The sequence below is a fragment of the Methylocapsa acidiphila B2 genome, assembly GCF_000427445.1.
Classification (GTDB): Bacteria; Pseudomonadota; Alphaproteobacteria; order Rhizobiales; family Beijerinckiaceae; genus Methylocapsa; species Methylocapsa acidiphila.
In genome coordinates, this window is record NZ_ATYA01000001.1 from 121,771 (window position 1) to 141,264 (window position 19,494).

Genomic DNA, 19,494 nt, shown 5'->3' on the forward strand with positions numbered 1-19,494 from the left:
AATTCGAGTACAATATGGCGCATTACCGTATAGATTTACAGAAACCAAGACGCTGGATCATCCCCAAGGGCTGGCCCATTAAAGGATTAAAGCCGCCGAAATCCGCCGCGCGGGAAGCCTATGAAGAAGCAGGGATCCGGGGCACAGTCGGCGCAAAATCGATTGGAATTTTCTCTTACGAGAAACGTCTGGAAGAAAATAGCGCCGTCGTACCGTGTGAAGTGCGGGTGTTTCCGATGTTGGTCAAGCGGCAGCTTGATACTTGGCCAGAAGCCCATGAAAGAGAAGCGCGGTGGTTCGAACCCAGTAAAGCCTTGTCCATGATAAAAGACGAAGGCCTCCGCGAACTGATCGAGTCGTTTGTACGAAGAATGAATGCAAAAACATTCCCCAAGGTGGCCTGAGCGATGGCAGACGCATCACGCAAGGCGGCCAGTGCGCCCACTGGGGCCGCGCCCTCGGACGAAACGCTCCGGCCTCATGGCAAAACGCCCTTGTAAATGTCAGGGGCAAATCCGAAAGCGATATAGAGCAGGGTGATGGCGAACACAGAAGCTATGCCGATGAGAACGATAGTCCGGCTTTCCATGAGTCACCTTTCACACTTCAAATATTCGGCATCTGCTTAGCAGGAAAACGCACCGCGCAATTAAGCTATCGGCTCAAACAAGTATCCGTTCGACCTCGTCGAGGGTCACTTTCTCGGCGCGGCGGTCGTAAAGCTGCGTCGTTCGCGTGCTCGCATGGTTCCGCCATCTGCGCGGCGCGTTCGAGCGTGCCTCCGTTCTTCAGATTGGCGGCGACGCTCGTCGCCCGAAAGGTGTGGTTGCCAACACGCGTGGCGATCCCGGCGGCCTTGGCGCGCCTTTGGATCATTGCATAAGCGTTGGCTTGGGGCAGGGCATTGCCGGTGAGCTGGCCGGAGCTTCGGCTGTAGGTCTGGAACAGAAGCGCCCTCGGGTCGCGCGCGAGGCCCGCGCCGTCCAGATATTCATGCAGGTATGCCTCAAGATTGTGATGGCAGGGCATGGCGTGCTCCTTGCCGCCCTTCTCATGTAGCCGCACCCAAAGCCGCCGGTTCTGCGGGTACGCGTCCTCGACGGGCATGGAGATCGCCGCGCCGATGCGCGCGAAGGAATAGACCATGAGGCCGATGAGCGCGCGGTCGCGCAGGCCGATGACGGTGGAGGCGTCGATCGCGTCGATGAGCTGGCGCGCCTCGGCGGGGTCGAGCACCGGCGTCTTGCCGCGCCGGACAATATGGCGCGGCCCGCGCACGGCGGCGGCGGGAATTGTCGGCATGATCTGACCGATGACCATCCAATCGAACAAATGCCGCAAGGCGGCGAGACGCAGCTTCGCGGTCGGCGCGGAGCGCGCCTTGTGAAGCTCTTCTACATAAGCGGCGACATGCACGCTCTCGATCGCCGCGAGCCGCGTCACACCATGCGCCGCCAGCCAGTCGAAATATTCATGCGCGGCGCGTGTTTGGGTTGCGGATATTGGCGGTGAAGAATTCAAAGAAGCGATAGGCGGCGCGGTCGCCGGAGGCGGCGATGAGAGCGGGGGCGCGGTCGGTGAAGGCGACGAGCTGGTTCATTTCTGCTCCTTCCACCAACTCAACACCCGCCGACACGCTTCCTTGAGATCAAGGCTCATGCCCCAGAAAGAAGGCTTCAAGGTCAGCAGTTCGTTCTTCTTCTCTTCGGCTTGCGGTGATCGCGCGGAAGCCAAGTAGCTGGGGGCCACGCCACACTCTCCCATACCGGGAAAGCGAATATCTATGCTGGGCGCGCGGGCATCAGTGACGACATCGATTCCAGTGCCCGTGATCTTCGCCCTCCCAATCGCAAGCCGCCCAATCGGATGGTTGAAAAGCTCCCATCGGATATACCCGGCGTCGGCCAAATGTTCGCACGCGTTTGAAATGGCCGGACGGCTGACCGGGTGCGGGCTTAGAATAATCTCGTCCGTTTGACACCATCCGTCGTTGGCGTCTCGCAACCTGTGAAAGTGCTTGAGCAACCAGCCTCTGATTTCCGCGTCGTCGATCATACCTATTCCAAACATAGAATAAAAGACATTATCATATACTACGGCGCGAGAGGCAAGGAGCAGGGGGTGAAAGTCCGCCGCGATGAAGGAGTAGCGATCCACATCAGCCCCGAGCCGCGCGCCAATTTCCGCGAGGAGGCTGGCGAAGCGCCGGTAGGGGAGCGCATAGGCCAGCCATCGAACCGCGAAAAGTCTTTTCTATTCGGGAACAGACGCGCTTGATAACGCGGAAGGCAAGAGGGGAAAGCGCGTCACCGCGCGCGCTATCCCACCCCGCCTGGTCAAAAACACTGGCATATGCGGACAACGTCTTCATCGAGCGGCAAAGACGGTTCTTGAAGCGCAAGGACACCTATCTCAAGCGCTACGCCGATGGCCGTGAGACAAAAGTCGGCATCTCATCCCGGAGCGGGACCGCTTGAACTACATTTTCAGTTAAACCCCTAGCCGCTCAGGATCTTCTCCAAAATCCTACTATGCAGTCCTGGCCTGCGCCTTTTACTCCTGCGGTGGGCACGTGGGCACCACATTTGCGTTGCCCACAGCTTGCTTTCCTACCCTCACCCAAGGTGTACCAAATATATCACATCTAGGATCTATTGCCGTCGAAATAGCCATGCCTTCTTGACCGCTAAGGGGATTTGCTGACTTGTTAACAGTCAACTCACTTTATGCAGCTTTATAAGAGATATCTTACGCCGGGAGCTAAAGTCGAAGCCGAAGGGGGAATAAGGTACGGCAGCGCTGGTCTAGCGTACCTGTACGCCCGCCGGTTGTTTCGCTGAAAACGACGTCACCGCCGATCAATTGAAAGCCTTTCGTGGGCGTACAACCTCGGGGCAAATCGTTCTAACAGATCGTGCAGGAAAAACATTCACACTACAGATTTCATCTGCGTGGCTTGGACCAGGCGCTGGACGCCTTGTTCAAGCACTGAGAACAAATGCCTGTATCGTTCGGGCGAGGGCGACCAATAAGACGAACAGATGGACCGTCTCCGCCATGAAAGCGGAGGCAATATTCGCGGTCCTTCGGAAACAATGTGGCTTTCGGCATCACGACCCGACGGGTGTTAGCAGTAGGGGGCATTCCATGTCAACATTATCGCGTGGGGCGCCAACTCCCTACTTTGGGTCAATGCTGAAACTGGCTGGGAGCCTCGCCCCTTTCCTGCTTGTCCCAACCGTGTTTATGCCGCGCGACGCGGCGGCGCAGTGCGCTCCTTTGACGGGCACGGTGAATTGTGCCGGCAATCTGACGGGCGTCAACACGACTTTCACTAATCCGCCAGTGACAGAAGTGGATCTCAGCGGACTGACGAGCAACATAGTAGGCCAGACCGGCGCGCAGCTCACCAGTAGTTTCGGGACGGCGGGATCTGGACATATAGGTGTCGGCTTCATTGATGGGGGTACGGGCGATGGCGGGACGAATGCCGGAGACGTCACCATTAACGTCACGGCCCCACCCCCTGGGGCGGGTTTTCAGCTAAATGCGGGCAACGCCATCGGCCTCGATGCGGAGAGCCATGGCGGGACCGGCGGCGCAGGCGGCACGAATTTCGCCACGTCGCTGCTCCTGCCACCCTTTTTTGCATTTGGAACGGGCGGCACAGGCGGCGCGGGCGGCAGTGGTGGGGCGGTCAACATTACCACCAGCGGATCCGGCCTTATCACAACAACTGGTGATAACCATCACGGGATTCTTGCGCTGAGCATTGGTGGCGCAGGCGGGACCGGTGGCGACGCCGACGCTTTGCTTGGCTTTGTCGGCAACGGTGGCAACGGCGGCAATGGCGGGGCGTCCAATTCGGTGACCGTAAAGAATACACTTGATGTTACGACCTCCGGGGGTGCTGCCGCAGGCATTTGGGCGCAAAGCGTCGGTGGGGCTGGAGGCAACGGCGGAACCGCAGCCGGTAGTGCGGTAAACAATGGCGGGAGCGGCGCCGCCGCGGCCAGCGGTAGCCCGGTGCAGGTCACCAATTCAGGAACGATTCTCACTCAAAATACAAATGCGGTGGGCATCTTCGCGCAAAGCGTTGGCGGGTTCGCAGGGTCGGGCGGCGGCGCGTACGGCGCGTTTTCCTTTGGTGGAAACCCGTCTAGCGCTGGCAACGGCGGGCCGGTCACCGTAACGGCGACGGGTGGCGCGATCACGACGACAGGCGTCGGGTCGACCGCAATATTCGCCCAGAGCATTGGCGGCGGCGGTGGCGCCGGCGGCGGCGGCGGCGGCATCGTCGGTTTTGGCGGATCAGGTTCCAGCGGTGGCACGGGCGGCGAAGTGATCGTCAGCAATGCCGCGATCTTGACGCTCGAGAAGGACCTCTCGTCTGGTATTTTCGCGCAATCGGTTGGCGGCGGCGGCGGCACGGGCGGCATTGGCGTCGGCGTTGGCGTGGCGGGTGTTGGCGGCGCGGGCGGCGCGGGCGGCGATGGCGGCGTCGTTCAGGTCTTCAACACCGGTCGTATTAATCTCTCTGGCAGCGGTTCGCTCAATCCGTCAAGCGGGCAATCGATTGATGCGGCAGGCATCTATGCGCAATCGGTTGGCGGCGGCGGCGGCAATGGCGGTTTCGGCCTGGGCATTGCTCCGGTTGGCGTTGGCGGCACCGGCGGCGAGGCGGGCAACGGTCAATCCGTACTCGTTCAAAACAGCGGCGACATCATCCATAGCCCGTGCGGCGATTGCACTGAGGCGCCGACCATTTTCGCGCAATCCATCGGCGGCGGCGGCGGCGACGGCGGCAAGTCGTTTGCCGGTCTCGTTGCGGTCGGCGGCAATGGCGGCGGCGGCGGCTTCGGAAATCTCGTTACGGTCAATAACAATGGCAACCTCACCGCCTCTGGCGGCATGTCAGCCGGCATATTCGCGCAGAGCGTCGGCGGCGGTGGCGGCAACGGCGGCTATGCGATCGCAGCGGGTGCGTTTCTGGCGGCCGCCGTCGGCGGCAATGGCGCCAAAGGCGGCAGTGGCGGCGCGGTTTGCGTCAACGCCAATGGCGCGTGCAACGGGGTGATCGCGGGCCTTGCCCCCGTCACCATTCAGACGAACGGTTTCCGCTCGGCCGGCATCTTTGCGCAATCGGTTGGCGGCGGCGGCGGCGCCGGCGGATCGGCGAGCGCATTCTCGGTAGGCATCTACGGGAGCGCTTCCCTCGCGATCGGCGGGACCGGCGGCTCAGGCGGCACCGGCGGCAATGTCTTTGTCGGTTCCGCCGGCAAGATCACGACGGTGGGCGATTATTCCGCCGGCATTGACGCGTCGTCCGTCGGCGGCGGCGGCGGCAACGGCGGCTTTGCGATCTCCGCGACCGGGGGCGCCACCTACGCCTCACTCGCCTTGGCTTTTGGCGGGTCCGGCGGCGCCGGAAATATCGGCGGCGCTGTCACTATCGCAAGCACCACGAATATTTCGACCAATGGCGCTTATGCTTCAGCGATTGAAGCGCATAGCATTGGCGGCGGCGGCGGCAATGGCGGCTTCACGGTCGGGGTCGCCGGCTCGGCCGGCGCCGGTCTCGCCCTGACGTTTGGCGGCGCCGGCGGAGCCGGCGCCGATGGCGGCGTGGTGAATGTCTCCAGCGTCGGCAATCTGACCACTGGCGTGCCGGGAAGCGGCGTCGCCAGCGCCAACTCGGACGGTATTTTCGCTGAGTCCGTCGGCGGCTCGGGCGGCAGCGGCGGCTTTGCGATTTCCGCCAGCTTCGGCGTTTATGGCAATCTGAGCCTCGGCCTTGGCGGCAATGGCGGCAAAGGCGGTGACGGCAAGGCCGTGACCGTGAACAACAACAATCCGGCGACGCTTGGCAATCAGATCACGACCTATGGCTCTCTGTCGGACGGCATTTTCGCGCAGTCGATAGGCGGCGCCGGCGGCGCCGGCGGCTTCGCCGTCGCGGCGGGCGCCTCCTCCTATGTGTCTGTCAATCTCGGTTTCGGCGGTGGCGGCGGCTCGGGCGGCAATAGCGATGTGGTCAAGGTCGTCAGCTTCGGCGGCATTTCGACCTTCGGCAGCAGGTCGGACGGCATTTTCGCACAATCGCTTGGGGGCGGCGGCGGCAACGGCGGATTCTCCGTGGCGGCCGGCGGCGCGCAATATGGCGCCTTGAGTCTGTCGATGGGCGGTTCCGGCGCCAATGGCGGCCAGGGCAGGGATGTCAGCGTCGATTCGCAAGGCGTGATCGCGACGCGAGGCGATCAGTCGACAGGCATATTCGCGCAATCTCTCGGCGGCGGCGGCGGCGACGGTGGCTTCGCCGTGTCGGGCACCCTGACGACGTCGGACACTTCGCTGAACGCCAGCCTTGCCATCGGCGGAGACGGCGGGACCGGCGCCACCTCCGGCAGTGTGCATGTCGGCAGCGTCGGCGACATTTCGACGGCGGGCTTGTCGTCGGCGGGCATTATCGCGCAATCGATCGGCGGCTCGGGCGGCAATGGCGGCTTCAGCGGTGCTCTCCAGCTGCAAAACGGCGGGGCGGCGGTGGCGCGCAGCATCGGCGGCAATGGCGGATCCGGCAACAAGGGCGGCGCCGTCGACGTGGAGAGCACCGGCAACATCACCACGCAGCTGGCCAATTCCACGGGTATTTTCGCGCAGAGCGTCGGCGGCGGAGGCGGCAATGGCGCTTTCTCGTTGCTTCTCCAGGCGACCTATAACTCGACAACCAATCTGATCACGCCAAAGAGCGTCGGCGGCAATGGCGGCTCATCGAGCCCAGGCGGCGACGTTGCAGTAACTAGCATCGGCACTGTGGCGACCCATGGCGTCCTGTCGGACGGCATCCTGGCGCAATCGGTCGGCGGCGGAGGCGGCAATGGCGGATTTTCCGTTGGCGCAAGCCTTTCCTATAATGGATCGGCGGACGTCAACTCGGTCGGCGGCAATGGCGGGACCGGCAACGACGGCGGCAAGGTCACCGTCAATGCATCTGCCTCAGCGGCCTCTTCCGTGCCGGGCTATTCCATTGTGACGACCGCCGACAGCTCCATTGGCATTCTGGCGCAGTCGATCGGCGGCGGCGGCGGCAATGGCGGCTTCTCCGTTGGCGGCAGCCTCAGCATCAATGACAGCGCCAGCGTTTCCACCGTTGGCGGCACCGGCAGCGCCGGCGGAAAGGGCGGGATCGTGAACGTTACGAATTCCGGCGGCATTTCCACGGGCGGAAACAACTCCGACGCCATTCTGGCGCAGTCGATCGGCGGCGGCGGCGGCAATGGCGGCTTCTCGGTTGCGGGCTCAGTCTCCATTTCCGGCGGCTCGGCCAAAGCGCAGACAGTTGGCGGCGACGGCGGCGCGGGCAACACCGCCGGAGACGTCAAGGTCGTCAGCAATTACGTCGACAATTCGACCAGCGCGATCACCACCACCGGCGATATGTCGGTTGGCATCTTCGCCCAGTCCGTCGGCGGCGGCGGCGGCAATGGCGCCTTCGCAATTTCGGGCGCACTCTCCATCGACAAGGACGTGAAGGCCAATGCGACCGGCGGCGGCGCCGGCGGCGGCAATCTCGCCGGAAACGTCACGGTGAATAGCGGCGGCTTGATCATGACAGGAACCGCCAATTTCGTTGGAGGCGTCTTCGTCAACGCCCTCAGCGGCGCCGGTTCCGTCGGCATCCTCGCGCAATCGATCGGCGGCGGCGGCGGCAGCGGCGGCGTCTCCGGCGCGATCTCTCTGTCGACGGGCGGCGACGCCGCGACTAACACCATCGGTGGCAAGGGCGGCGCGGGATCAGACGGGCAAAAAGTTACGGTTGACACGTTGATCGGCAGCCAGATCGTGACCTTCGGCGACAATGCGTCGGGCATTCTTGCACAATCGGTCGGCGGCGGCGGCGGGAATGGCGGCTTCACCATCGGCGCGAGCTTCACCAATGGCTCGGACGCCAAGGGTTCGACCGACTCCGTCGGCGGCACGGGGGCGGGCGGCGGCGCGGGCGGCGAGGTTCAGGTCACCAACCGCGGCACGATCGCAACCTTTGGACTGCTCTCTGACGGCATCATCGCGCAATCGATCGGCGGCGGCGGTGGCAATGGCGGTTTCGCGATCGGCGGGACGCTGAATCTCAACGGCGACGCGACGACCAACACGACAGGCGGTCAGGGCGGCGCGGGATCGAACGGCGGGAAGGTTACAGTCGACAATTCGGGGGCGATCTTCGTCAACGCGGCGGGCACGATCGGCATTCTGGCGCAATCGATCGGCGGCGGCGGCGGCAACGGCGGCTTCGCCGGCGGACTTTCGATCAGCACCGGCGGCAAGGCCGTCACCAATTCAGTAGGCGGCAGCGGCGCCGGCGGCGGCGACGCGGATCAGGTGCAGGTGACGAATAGCGCGGCGATCACCGCGAATGGCGATCAGGGCGTCGGCATTCTTGCGCAATCGGTCGGCGGCGGCGGCGGCAATGGCGCCTTCGCGCTGACCGGCTCTTTATCCACGCAGGCGAGCACGGAAGTCCTGGGCACGGGCGGCAATGGCGGCGCGGCGGGCAAGGGCGGAGTCGTGATCGTCGCCAATAATCTTGGCGGCGCGATCACCACCAACGGCGCGATGGCCCATGGCATCATCGCGCAATCGATCGGCGGCGGCGGCGGCAATGGCGGCTTCTCGGCGGCCGCCAATGTGAGCCTTGGCGGCGATGCGAAATCGACAGTTGGCGGCGGCGCGGGCGGCGCAGGCGGCGCGGCGTCCGCCGTGACCGTCGATAATTTCGATCAGATCGTTACGAAGGGCGCCAGCAGCGTCGGCATTCTGGCACAATCGGTTGCCGGCGGCGGCGGCGCGGGCGGCTTTGCCGGCGGACTCAGCTTCTCAAGCGGCGGCGAGGTCAATAATTCGGTCGGCGGCGACAGCGGCGGCGTCGGAGCAGCGTCCAGCACGGTCACAGTCACCAATCACCTTGGCGCCGTGATCCACACGTTCGAGGCCAATTCGACCGGCATCCTCGCCCAATCGATCGGCGGCGGCGGCGGCGACGGTGCATTTTCGATTTCCGGCGGCGTCGCCGGCAGCGGCAATGGCATGGCGCAGAGCGTCGGCGGCAATGGCGGGGCGGGCGGGGCGGGCGGCCTCGTCATCGTGAACAACGACGGCTCCATTCAGACCGACAAGGCCTTGTCCTACGGCATTTATGCCCAGTCGATCGGCGGCGGCGGCGGCAGCGGCGGCATCAGCGTGGCGGGCGCCTATTCCAGTTCCGGCGGGGCGACCTCCACCGTCGGCGGCACGGGCAGCGCGGGCGGCGACGGCGGCGAGGTCCGGGTCACGAATACAGGCTCGATCCTCGTCAAGGGCGCGGGTTCAGTCGGCATCTATGCGCAATCGGTTGGCGGCGGTGGCGGCGCTGGCGGGTTCAGCGGCGCTTTGAATTTCACCAGCGGCGGACAATTGACAAACACGGTCGGCGGCGCCGGCGCGGGCGGAGACGGCGGCAAGGTGACGGTGATCAGCACCGGCTCGATCCAGACTCTTAGCGCGGATTCTGTCGCGGTCATTGCGCAATCCATCGGCGGCGGCGGCGGCAATGGCGCGTTCTCCGTCTCGGCGCAGGACGGCTCCCTTGATGGATCGGCGCTTCAGGTCGGCGGCGGCGGCGCAGGGACGCAAGGCGCCAATGGACCGGTGCTCGTGCAGATTTCCGGCGGCACGATCCTGACTGGCGGCGATCTCTCCTACGGCCTTTTGTCCCAGGCGATTGGCGGCGGCGGCGGCAATGGCGCCCTGTCCGTCCCCGATCCCCTGACGATCGGCATTCTGGGCAGTGCGCAAAACGTCGGCTCCTCGGGCACGATTTCCGGCGACGGCAATCCGCTCAATGCGCAAAACGCGAATGTGATCGGGACGACCGGCGCCGGTTCGATCGGATTCGCCGGCCAGTCGATCGGCGGCGGCGGCGGCACGTCCGGCGTCACAGGCGACGTGACTTTCACGGCGGCTGGACCGCTTTCGCTGACCGTGGGCGGCAGCGCCAGCGGCGCTGGAGGACGTTCCGGCGGATCCGCGGTCGTCGCCAACACCGCGTCCCTCATTCAAACCGGCGGCGACGCGGCGACGCCAGCCAGCGGCGACGCGGCGGTCGGCCTGCTTGGCCAATCCATCGGCGGCGGCGGCGGCAGTGCGCTTTATGCGTTCGGCGTCGTGAGCGGAACAGCGGGACATGTCACGCTTACGCTCGGCGGTTCCGAGACGGGCGTCGCCAATGGCGGCCCGCTGACGCTGACGAGCGGCGGCCAGATCACGACGCTCGGACGTTTCGCGCCGGCCGTCATCGGCCAAACCATCGGCGGCGGCGGCGGCTTTGGCGCCGTGACCGCCTCGTCCGGCATCAGCGCTTCTGGCGTGCAGTTCCAGCTGGGCTCGACCGGCGGCGTCGGCGGAAACGCTGATCCCACGAACGGATCGACCTGGGCGATCAACAGCGGAACGATAGGCACGGATGGGCTGCTCTCGGACGCGATCGTCGCTCAGGCGATCGGCGCGGGCGGAGGGCTCGCCGGCTTCGTCAGCGACGGCGCACAGAAGCCGGCCCTGGCGGGCTTCGTTGTCGGCGCCGCCGCCGGCGCGGCAGGCAATGGCTCGTCCGTCGTCCTCGGCAATCAAAGCACGATCCTGACGACGAAGGCGGGCGCGCTCGGTATCATCGCCCAGTCGATCGGCGGCGGCGGTGGAACAGCGCAGGCCTATGGCGTGTCCGGCGTAGGTCCGGTGATCCTGGGCGCAAGCGGCGGCGCCGGCGGCAATGGCGGGCTGGTGACGCTGTCATCCGCCGCTGCGATCACAACCAGCGGCGAGGGCGCGCATGCGATTCTGGCGCAGTCGATCGGCGGCGGCGGCGGCTTCGTCGAGGCGTTCGACGGACCGCTGCTAGCGCTGAATGTGCAGGCTGGCGCGGGCAGCGCCGGCGGCAATGGCGGCGACGTGACCGTTAAGGTCCAGGCCGCCATCAAAACGACGGGCGCCGGCGCGCATGGCGTCATCGCCCAGTCGGTCGGCGGTGGCGGCGGCATGGTCGGCGCAGGCGAATTTGCGACTGCCTTGCCGACGTTCGGCTCCTTTGCCGGCAGCGTGGGCGCCGCCGGCACGGCCGGCGCCGTCGAGGTCGACGCCACCGCGAATATCATGGCGCTAGGCGTAAACTCCACCGGAATTGTCGTGGCCTCTACAGATGCGACCGGGCGCGGCGGCCCCATCATTGTCACGGTCGCGACCGGCGCTATCGTCGCCGGCGGCGTCGGCTCGGGCGGCACGCCCGGCAATGGCGATGAACCCGCCAACGCCGTGCGCTTCATTGGCGGCGCGGCGAACAAGCTGACCAACCATGGCTATCTGACGACCGTTTCAGGCGTCGCAGGCTTTACCGTCACCGGCGGCCTCGGCGACGATGCTGTCGATAATTTCGGCCGCGTCGATGGCTCGGTCGATTTGTCGGCCGGCGCCAATTCCTTCCACAATGAAGCGACTACAGATAATTTCCTGACGACGGGCATCTTCAATTCGGGCGCCATCGTCTGGCTCGGCGGCGCCAATTTGCTCCAGAACGACGGGCTGATCTCGCCCGGCGCCTATCTAAATGAGTTGACGACCAATGTGACCGGCAACTTCCTTCAAACGCCGACCGGGGTTTATGGACTGGATCTCGAATTCAAGGACCAGACGTCGGATCGGATCAATGTGCTGCAGACCGGGCTAATCGGCGGGCAAGCGACCGTCGGCGGAGCAGTCAACGTCAACATCCTCAATCCCGGCTTGGCGGTGCCTGGCTCCCATGTCGTGACGATCCTGCATGCTGAAGGCGGGGAAACTCATCCGGGGCTCGGTCTGACCTCTGTGCCGACGGCGGTCGCCACCTATGGCCTCGCCTATACACCAACCGACATCAACCTCGACTACGCGATCAACTTCTCGCCGGCGGGCCTAACGCTCAACGAGCATTCGGTCGGTTACGCGGTCAATGCAATCCAGACAGCGCGCAGCTCCCCTGCCTTTGTGCCGATCGCCGCGGCATTGTTCTACCAACCCACGGTCGCGGCGCTCGGCGCGGTCTACGATTCCCTTTCAGGCGAAGGCGTTTCCGGTTTCGAGCAGACGGCTTTCCAAGCTGACGACCTCTTCGTGTCCTCAGTGATGCAACAGACGGATTTCTGGCTCTCCGATCATAAGGTCGATCCGAGCGGCGTCACCCTGTGCGAGCGGCACAGTTGGCCCTATCCGTCGGGCGACACCGCGCAGGAGCCCTACGACACGTTGAAGGCGCCGCGCCCTTGTGAGCAACGGACCTGGCGCGCTTGGTTTGCCGGCTACGGGGCCGGTTCCCGAGTCAGCGGGGAGCTTCCGCTTGGGTCGGCGACATTGCGGGACAATGGATCCGGCATTTCAGCGGGGCTCGACTACCAACTCCGTCCTGAAGCCCTTATCGGCTTCGCGGCAGGTGCCGGATCGTCAGGCTTTGGCGTAGCCGACCGGGCAACCAGCGGCTCATTGCAGACCGGTCATGTCGCCCTTTATGGCGCGGGACGCGCCGGGTCGTTCTATACGAGCGCGGTTTTCGCCTACAACTGGTCCGATGTGAACGAGAGGCGTTTCGCGATGATCCCGGGCACGAACGCGCCGATCGTCCCAGTGCCAGGATTCGCCGAGAATCTGATCGGAAATTTTCGCGCCGACTCGTTCAGCGGCCGGATCGAGGCGGGCTGGAAGACCTCTTTCGCTGCGGTGAACGTCACTCCATTTCTTGCTTTTCAATTCGACAGTTTGAATATGCACGGCTTCTCGGAAACAGCGGACCACCAGCCAAGCGCGATTGGGCTCACCTTCGCTGACAAGACGATTGCCTCGTTGCCCAGCTTCCTCGGCGCAAAGTTCGAGACTGACTTCGCCTTGCCGAGCAACATGACGCTTTCGACATCGCTTCAGGTCTCATGGATGCACGAATTCGAGGTCTACAGACCGATCCAGGCGGCGTTCCTGGCGGCCCCTGGCTTCTATTTCTCGGTAAATGGAGCCCTCGCGCCGCGCGATTCCGCACGCGTCAATGCGGGGCTCAAACTCGACCTAACAAGCAATTTTGCGTTATTCACCAACTTCATTGGCGATTTCTCAGGAAAAGGAGAGACCGTCGCGGGTACCGGCGGCGTAAAGATCGCATGGTAGACACTTGGCTGGTCTTGCCGGGAGAAAGGCCAGTAGTAACGAAACGTCCAAAATATACGCACAGGGGAAATCGGGCTGAACGCTCCGTCAAGCTCAAGCGAAGTCAGGAGCAGATTCTGGCGGGAAATGGCAAATGCCAGCCCACCCCCCGCCAAGTCACTGGCAATCTTCAATCCCCCGCCGTCTTTGCCAGATGGCATTTGATGAGGGTCTTCGTCATTTTATGTGGAGCGGCGACTAATTGAGGGCATCATCCTCGCTGGCAACAATTCGATGCCAGCACGGCCGAACATGGCGCGCTTGAGGCGCGGATCGGAATGCTGGATTGGGCGCGGCAGGAAGCGCAAAATCTGGTTGGAGGGCGCTGCGATCTCGCGCGACAGCACATGCAGCGCGCGCTCGCCGACGCGTTACGAGCTGGGCGCAAACCCAAGACACAACCTGGGGCTGATCCCGCCGCCTTGATATGTATGATGCCAAACGCTCGGCCTCGCAGGAGTCAAACTTTGTCGAGATCGAACGGCGCTTATTTCTTCTTCCGCGTCGAAGTAATTTTCACGGGCGCGGCGCCATCGAGCGCATTCAGAGCCAATTCCCTCGCTCGCTTCGCAATTCTGAGGCCTACCTTGAACTTGTCGACGCTCAGTTGATCGCTCTCCTGCGAATCCGGTTCATCGATGAGGTTGGCGACCAGAACCTTATACAACGTCTTCACCTGATCTTCGTACGCAGCTTCGATCGCAGCAGCTTCCGGGACGCTTGGATTTGGCATAGGTCACCCCTTCTGCAATCCAACGACATGGCTCGGCTGCCAAGTTAATGCGAACGCGCTGTAGGCGCTAGGCCCCATCGAACGGCCCAGACGAGCGTCCGCCCAAAAGACGCCACGTTCAGACGCAGACATCAAATTCCTGTCAATAGGCCAGAAGCAATGGCTTTATTCCCGCGCGTGCTCGTCAAGAAACCGGCGGCACGCCTTAAAATCGCGGTCATAGCCTGCGGGCAGGGGAAGGTTCTTGCTACGCGCAAGGCTTTGCGCATAGGCGACCATTTTGGCGGTCGGCGCCGCCGCGGTCGGCTTAACTTCCGCATCGGAGACGGGAATGGGAGACGTCTTGGGTTTCCTCGTTAGCGGCCGTCTAACCTTCGTCGCGAGACGACTTCCGACCGGCTTAGCCTCCTTCACCGCGGCGGGGCTAGCGCCTTGTCCGCCGGGCCGTCGACGGCCCGATCGAAGAGCTGGCGCGGGAACCGTCAAATCGACCGCTCCGCTCGATGGTCCGAGCGATGCCTTAATCAACTCGAGGGCCGCGTCCGCGATGCCGTCGATCACGGCGCGAAAGTCAGCTCTCCCGGTGACGACCTCGTCCAGCCGCATCTCCCATAAAGCCGTCGTCCCAGGATCTACTAGCGCAGGCGCCGCGCCGCGCAAGAGTTCAAAAAGCTGAAGTCCCGCAGGGGTCGGCAGGACCAGCTTTCCCTCCGCAGCCAACAAGTTCTGACGCTTCAAACCCTTGATGATTTCAGCCCGGGTCGCGGGAGTGCCAATGCCCTTGGCTTCCTTGAGCCGATCGCGAAGGGCAGGGTCTTCGACAAATCGCCAGGCGTTTTGCATGGCGTCCACCAGCGTGCCCTCATTGTAGCGGGGCGGAGGCTGAGTTCTTTTCGCTTCGACCCGCGCATCGGACAGGACGGCAGTTTCTCCGTCACTAAGAGATGGCAAAGTTTGCTCGTCCTCCGCCTCACTGTCCAGATCAGCCGCCTGATAAACGGCCTTCCAGCCGAGCCGCAAGGGAATGCGCCCCACAGCCCGGAATTCCGCCGGGCTGCCCTCGGGAACCGGAACCGATAACGTGACGACCGTCTGCCTATATTCGTAATCGAGCATCACGGCGGCCAAGTAGGAGCGGCAGATGAGCGCGAACAACCGCTTTTCGTCATCGTTGAGGCGCGTCAGGCGTGTTTCGAGGTCGTCCAGAACGTTGACATTGGGAACGACGGCATGATGCGACACGCCCTCGAGCGCTTTGTCGCAGAAGTGGCCGGACTTGCCGCGGCGGATCACCGGCGGGGCGATTTCGAGGTGAGCGAAACCGCGCAGTTGAGTCAACGCGGCGACAATCGAAGGCGCGTCGCTGATCTGATTTTCGGTCAGGTAGCGCGCTTACGCGCGCGGATAGGTGATCAGCTTCTTGCCCTCGCCGTCATAGAGCTCCTGCGCCACGGAAAGCGTCTTGTCGGCCGTCCAGCCCCAGCGCTGGCCGCAGGTCTTCTGCAAGGATGGAAGATCGAACAGGCGCGGCGGCGCCTGCCGCTTTTCGTCAACCGCAACCGATAATGGCCCCTGATGTCCGGCCGCGGCCTTTGCGATCGCTTCGGCGCGAAGACGCACCTTGATCCTCGCTTTGGCGGGAGGGGCGCAGCGCATCAGGAAGCTGCCGCCCGCGACGGTCGCAGTAGCGACAACCTCAAAATAATCCTCGGGCCGGAAGTTGCGGATTTCCTGCTCGCGCAGGCAGACAATGGCCAGCGTCGGCGTTTTGACCCGGCCGATTCCGATCACGCCGCGCACCCCAGGCGCGAGCAAAGTTTTCGTCGCGGTCCGGGTGAGCGAAAGATTGAAGATCTGGTCCGCCTGCTGGCGCGCCACCGCCGCCTCATAAAGCGGTCGCATCTCCGCGTTTGGCTTCAGCCGGGCGAAGGCTTGCTGCAGCGTCTTCGGATCTTGCGCCGTGAACAGAGCCCGCTGCACCCGGCCGCGATAACCGACATGATCAAGGATTTCCTGCCCGATCAGCTGACCTTCCCGATCGCAATCTGTCGCCAGGATGACTTCGTCGCAGGTCCTCAGCGCCGCGGCGATGGCCTTGAGTTTCGTCGGCTTATTGCCCTCCTTGGACGGGCGGGTAGGATATAGCCCATCGGGCTTGAGCACGTCGCAGGACCAGCTCTTCCAGGCGCTATTGACCTCCTCTGGCTCGGCCAGACGGAGGAGGTGGCCTTCGGCGGGAAGGATTTCTCCGAACCGCGCGCCAAGCGCCGCGCGGAGATCCCGCGCTTGGCTGGCCTTTTCTGTAATGATCAAAGTCGCCATGGCTCACGCCGCATCGAAAGCCGATTGCAGCCTAGCCCGTTGATGAGAACGAAGAAAGAACAAAATTGCGTAGCAGAGGCCCCATCGGGACCGAAGCTGTCCTCCGGGCGTGTGTCCGAAACGATTTTACCCCCAGCATAGGCCATGAGTTTCCTTGGATGATAGGGACGCCCCCTGGGGTCAGGCGACCGGGAACGACTATAGGATCGTGTTCATACGTCACATAGGCGGCTTTACCGCGCGCGTAGGCACGGGCCGACAATTCCGAGCGGTGGCGTCCGTTGAGCCGGCGCATTTGATCTATCTCTGGATCATACGTAGCCTCGCGCCCTTCGGTCGGACTCCTCTGGCGCCGCCTCTTAATCTATCAGGCCTCGTTTGCGAGCCTCTTCCAGAGCAAATGAACGGGCCTGATTTCGTCCCGCAAAGCCAAGCGGATTTGCTTTGACGCCGGGTACACAGTCAAATTTTCTGTCTTTGATCGCGAATAAAAATCGGGCGCTTGTCGATAAATCGCAAATGCGAATAAGCGTTTCGTCGGCCGCTTCGACAACAAATTGATCTTGGCTCACTTCGGGCCTTTCCTCGGCCTCGCGCCGGCCTTTCAATGACGCGAAGCAAACTGTGCGCCGCAAGGCGATCTAAGAAGAGCAGAATCGGATCGGCGTGAATCTCACACATGACGAAGGGCGCCAATGTCAGGTTGAGCGGACTAGGAATTCTCCAAGTCAAGAAGCGCAGCGCGAACGGGCCGCAATCCGGCCGCCAGCGAACCCATCAAGATCAATGCGCGACAAAAGGTCGCCTTCAGGGTCGCAAGGTAGGTGGGGCGCGCCTGTTTATCCGCTGGCCGCATTCTTCTGGAGGCAAGACGCCGACGCTCCATCGATCTTCGTCGAGGGCGCCTAAATCGCCGCATCCGGCTGGTTCATCTCAATCATGGCTGCCATCGGAATGTCGGTCCGGCGCGCCCTGCGAGGCGAAGCACGTCAAGACCTGAGGTTTCGGCGAGATGGGCGCGCCGCCCAGCGAGATGAAGTGCGCTAGGGTCTGGTCTGCTCAGCTTGGACGGCGTCGTCCAGGGCAGCTTGAAGCGCAACTATCTCCGCCATGATGGGCGGGAACGCATTCTGTGTTTCGCCCCGCCCCGATCCGGCAAGGACGTTGGCCTCGTGGCCGCGTCGCTTTTGACTCGGACGGGCTCCGCGATCGTCCACGACATCAAAGGCGAGGACCAGACGCTTACCAAGGCCTGAGGGGGAGAGCGGCCGCGCAGCTTTTGCGGGCGCGGGCCCATCAGCTTAAGGAGAATGCGCCCTAAATCATACGGCGGGCTCGACGCTATCGAGGTACCGGACCCACGCTTCAGGCAGGCCGTGCGCTCGCGCTCCCTCGCGTAAGAGCGAAAGATAGCGCAAGGACGGGTGTCCGTCATTGGCGTTTCCCTCGGCTATATAGGTCATCGCCTTCACCAACCGTCCGTTGGCGTCTTCGACGTTCAGCCAATTCGGATGATATCTCCCGCCCGGCAGGCCTTCCGTCGCGTTGAGGTGAAGCATGTCCCGGCCCGTAATTTGATAGAGGACGCCCCATACTTCCGCGGACGCATCCGCGCAGATGTTCGCCGGAGCCGCTTTTCCTTTGGGCCTTCCGTCGAGATTGAACCGCAGCCGGTAACCCTCGAGCCTGCCGATCCGCGATTCCAGCGGCCGCATTCCGCGGCGATCAAGAAAGACGCGCTCGTGCATGTTCGAGCCATAGGCGAAGTACCACGCTCGATCCGAAGGACGTCCGACCCGCTCCAAATCATGGAGCCGATAGACCCATCGGGACGCGATCCAGGATTTCGCCGTCAGCGTTCGCCATCGAATTCGCATGGTCGTCTTCTAGCTTAGGGTCTGGCGCCTTGGAAACCCACCGGGGTCGTCGCAGCATGGACTTCATCGCGCTCCGCCGGGGTTCACTCCGGTCGGGGTCGAGGCAAGCATGAAAAATCTTCGGACGCCCGAAGAAGCGCTGAAAATGGATCTTTTTCATTCGCGTGGCTTGAAGAACCGCTCGCGTTTTGCGTCTCTGTCCCGTTGCAGAAGTTCTGCGCCGCCTTGAAACTTTCAGCGTCATCTGTCATATTAAACACGACAGATGTCAGAGGACCTTTCGTGGCGGAGCTGATTGAACATGAGACGCCCACGTCCGAAGCCGTGGAGCTTCAGCGTGTGGCGGACCTGCTGGGCGGATCCCGGATCCTTCGGCGCAAGCTGAAGAACCCGCTCGACGCCCACGAGATGCTTCTCCAGGGGCTGCCGGGAAAGGCGCTCAGCCACCTCATCCACAACCTCGTGGTCCTGGGGAGGACTGGCGCCTTCGAGAAGGCTGTCGGGATGAGCCTGCGCACCTTTCAGCGCCGCAAGGATGCGCCCGGAAAGCCGCTCAGCCAAGAGCAGAGCGGGCGCACCTGGAAGTTCGCCGAGATCCTCGCCAAGGCGACGGCGGTGCTCGGGTCGCAGGAAGAAGCGGAGCAATGGCTCGAGCGTCCCGCCATGGGATTGAATCAGCGACGTCCGATTGATCTTTTGGCGACGCCCGCCGGCGTGGAGATGGTCGAGGATTTCTTGGAGCGTCTCGAGTACGGCGTTTACGTGTGACCCCGCTTCCGGCGGCGCTTGGCGGCGGCGAGCTTGTAGCCTGGCGGCTGGAACAGGCGACATTTCGCGCGGCCTGGGACAGTGGCGAAGGCGCCTATCGGGTCGGCGGCCACTGGAACAGCAGGGGCCTGCGGGCGGTCTACTGCTCCATCGACCCGGCGACGGCGATCCTCGAAGTCGCTGTGCACAAGGGCTTCAAGGCGCTGGACACGGTTCCGCACGTCCTCACAGCGGTGACCATAACCGAGCCGTCAAGTGTTCACATCGTGGAGTCGGCGGCCGTTCCAAACCCAAATTGGCTGAGGCCGGGCATTCCCAGCGCCGGCCAGCAAGCCTTCGGCGACGCGCTGCTTGTTCGGCACAAGTTCGTCCTGATCCCAAGCGCGGTATCGACCTATAGCTGGAGCCTGATTTTCGTCGGAACGACAGCGGCTGGGGCCTACGCCCTTAGGTCCCAAGAGCCTTTCGCCCTCGATACGAGTCTGCATCCGCCGCGCAATCCCTAAGAAGGATGTTCGTCCTCCAAAAAACAATTACGCGTCC

Annotated in this window: 11 protein-coding genes and 2 pseudogenes; 6 read left to right on the forward strand and 7 right to left on the reverse strand. The window is 63.3% G+C overall.

Features of this window, described 5'->3' with window-relative positions; translation table 11 throughout:
• The first annotated feature begins 14 nt into the window (after positions 1 to 14).
• Complete coding sequence (locus tag METAC_RS0100700) at positions 15 to 404, forward strand: NUDIX hydrolase (protein ID WP_051335272.1); 390 nt, start codon at positions 15 to 17, stop codon at positions 402 to 404.
• 250 nt (positions 405 to 654) lie between these two features.
• Here the strand turns inward: METAC_RS0100700 and METAC_RS21680 are convergent, their stop codons facing one another.
• Genes METAC_RS21680 through METAC_RS0100715 form a run of 3 tightly spaced genes read right to left on the reverse strand, consistent with a single transcriptional unit; the run spans position 655 to position 2,055 of the window.
• A complete protein-coding gene (locus tag METAC_RS21680) occupies positions 655 to 1,443 on the reverse strand; it encodes a tyrosine-type recombinase/integrase (RefSeq protein ID WP_245257384.1) in 789 nt (262 codons plus the stop codon).
• A gap of 28 nt (positions 1,444 to 1,471) precedes the next feature.
• On the reverse strand, positions 1,472 to 1,600 hold the full coding sequence (locus METAC_RS27285) for a hypothetical protein (RefSeq protein WP_280642937.1): 129 nt from the start codon (positions 1,598 to 1,600) through the stop codon (positions 1,472 to 1,474).
• Entirely contained in the window at positions 1,597 to 2,055 is a 459-nt protein-coding gene (locus METAC_RS0100715) for a hypothetical protein (protein WP_156898047.1), read from the reverse strand. Before METAC_RS0100715 ends, METAC_RS27285 begins: the two co-directional genes overlap by 4 nt.
• Before the next feature lie 1,137 nt (positions 2,056 to 3,192).
• Between METAC_RS0100715 and METAC_RS21690 the strand changes: the two genes are divergently transcribed.
• A complete protein-coding gene (locus METAC_RS21690; RefSeq protein ID WP_156898048.1) occupies positions 3,193 to 13,212 on the forward strand; it encodes a hypothetical protein in 10,020 nt (3,339 codons plus the stop codon).
• Between the two features lie 526 nt (positions 13,213 to 13,738).
• On the opposite strand, the gene METAC_RS0100730 is transcribed toward METAC_RS21690, so the two are convergent.
• The 3 genes and pseudogenes from METAC_RS0100730 to METAC_RS0100740 form a co-directional block, all read right to left on the reverse strand.
• Positions 13,739 to 13,984 carry a hypothetical protein gene (locus METAC_RS0100730; protein WP_026605572.1) on the reverse strand — a complete coding sequence of 82 codons (246 nt, stop codon included), beginning with the start codon at positions 13,982 to 13,984 and terminating at the stop codon, positions 13,739 to 13,741.
• A 165-nt stretch (positions 13,985 to 14,149) separates the two neighbouring features.
• Positions 14,150 to 16,306 (reverse strand): annotated as a pseudogene (locus METAC_RS21695) (DNA topoisomerase).
• A 359-nt stretch (positions 16,307 to 16,665) separates the two neighbouring features.
• Positions 16,666 to 16,878 carry a hypothetical protein gene (locus METAC_RS0100740; RefSeq protein ID WP_156898049.1) on the reverse strand — a complete coding sequence of 71 codons (213 nt, stop codon included), beginning with the start codon at positions 16,876 to 16,878 and terminating at the stop codon, positions 16,666 to 16,668.
• A 104-nt stretch (positions 16,879 to 16,982) separates the two neighbouring features.
• Here METAC_RS0100740 and METAC_RS27385 point away from each other — a divergent pair.
• Both METAC_RS27385 and METAC_RS26940 read left to right on the forward strand, forming a co-directional pair.
• Positions 16,983 to 17,130, forward strand: a pseudogene (locus METAC_RS27385) (HU family DNA-binding protein); the annotation flags it as partial.
• 264 nt (positions 17,131 to 17,394) lie between these two features.
• Positions 17,395 to 17,562 carry a type IV secretory system conjugative DNA transfer family protein gene (locus tag METAC_RS26940; protein WP_245257391.1) on the forward strand — a complete coding sequence of 56 codons (168 nt, stop codon included), beginning with the start codon at positions 17,395 to 17,397 and terminating at the stop codon, positions 17,560 to 17,562.
• 66 nt (positions 17,563 to 17,628) lie between these two features.
• On the opposite strand, the gene METAC_RS0100755 is transcribed toward METAC_RS26940, so the two are convergent.
• Positions 17,629 to 18,183, reverse strand: coding sequence for a gamma-glutamylcyclotransferase family protein (locus METAC_RS0100755; protein WP_026605575.1), 555 nt, complete (start codon positions 18,181 to 18,183; stop codon positions 17,629 to 17,631).
• Positions 18,184 to 18,465: 282 nt separating this feature from the next.
• Here METAC_RS0100755 and parS point away from each other — a divergent pair, with 282 nt between their 5' ends.
• On the forward strand, positions 18,466 to 18,951 hold the full coding sequence (gene parS / locus METAC_RS0100760; protein ID WP_245257385.1) for a type II RES/Xre toxin-antitoxin system antitoxin: 486 nt from the start codon (positions 18,466 to 18,468) through the stop codon (positions 18,949 to 18,951).
• The gene (locus METAC_RS0100765) at positions 18,948 to 19,457 is read left to right on the forward strand and encodes an RES family NAD+ phosphorylase (protein WP_026605577.1); all 510 of its coding nucleotides are present in this window, start codon (positions 18,948 to 18,950) and stop codon (positions 19,455 to 19,457) included. Before parS ends, METAC_RS0100765 begins: the two co-directional genes overlap by 4 nt.
• Positions 19,458 to 19,494: the final 37 nt, after the last annotated feature.

Coding starts and splice junctions, on each gene's coding strand:
- METAC_RS0100700 (WP_051335272.1), top strand. CDS start 15: ATGGCGCATTACCGTATAGATTTACAGAAACCAAGACGCTGGATCATC.
- METAC_RS27285 (WP_280642937.1), bottom strand. CDS start 1,600: ATGAACCAGCTCGTCGCCTTCACCGACCGCGCCCCCGCTCTCATCGCC.
- METAC_RS0100715 (WP_156898047.1), bottom strand. CDS start 2,055: ATGATCGACGACGCGGAAATCAGAGGCTGGTTGCTCAAGCACTTTCAC.
- METAC_RS21690 (WP_156898048.1), top strand. CDS start 3,193: ATGCTGAAACTGGCTGGGAGCCTCGCCCCTTTCCTGCTTGTCCCAACC.
- METAC_RS0100730 (WP_026605572.1), bottom strand. CDS start 13,984: ATGCCAAATCCAAGCGTCCCGGAAGCTGCTGCGATCGAAGCTGCGTAC.
- METAC_RS0100755 (WP_026605575.1), bottom strand. CDS start 18,183: ATGCGAATTCGATGGCGAACGCTGACGGCGAAATCCTGGATCGCGTCC.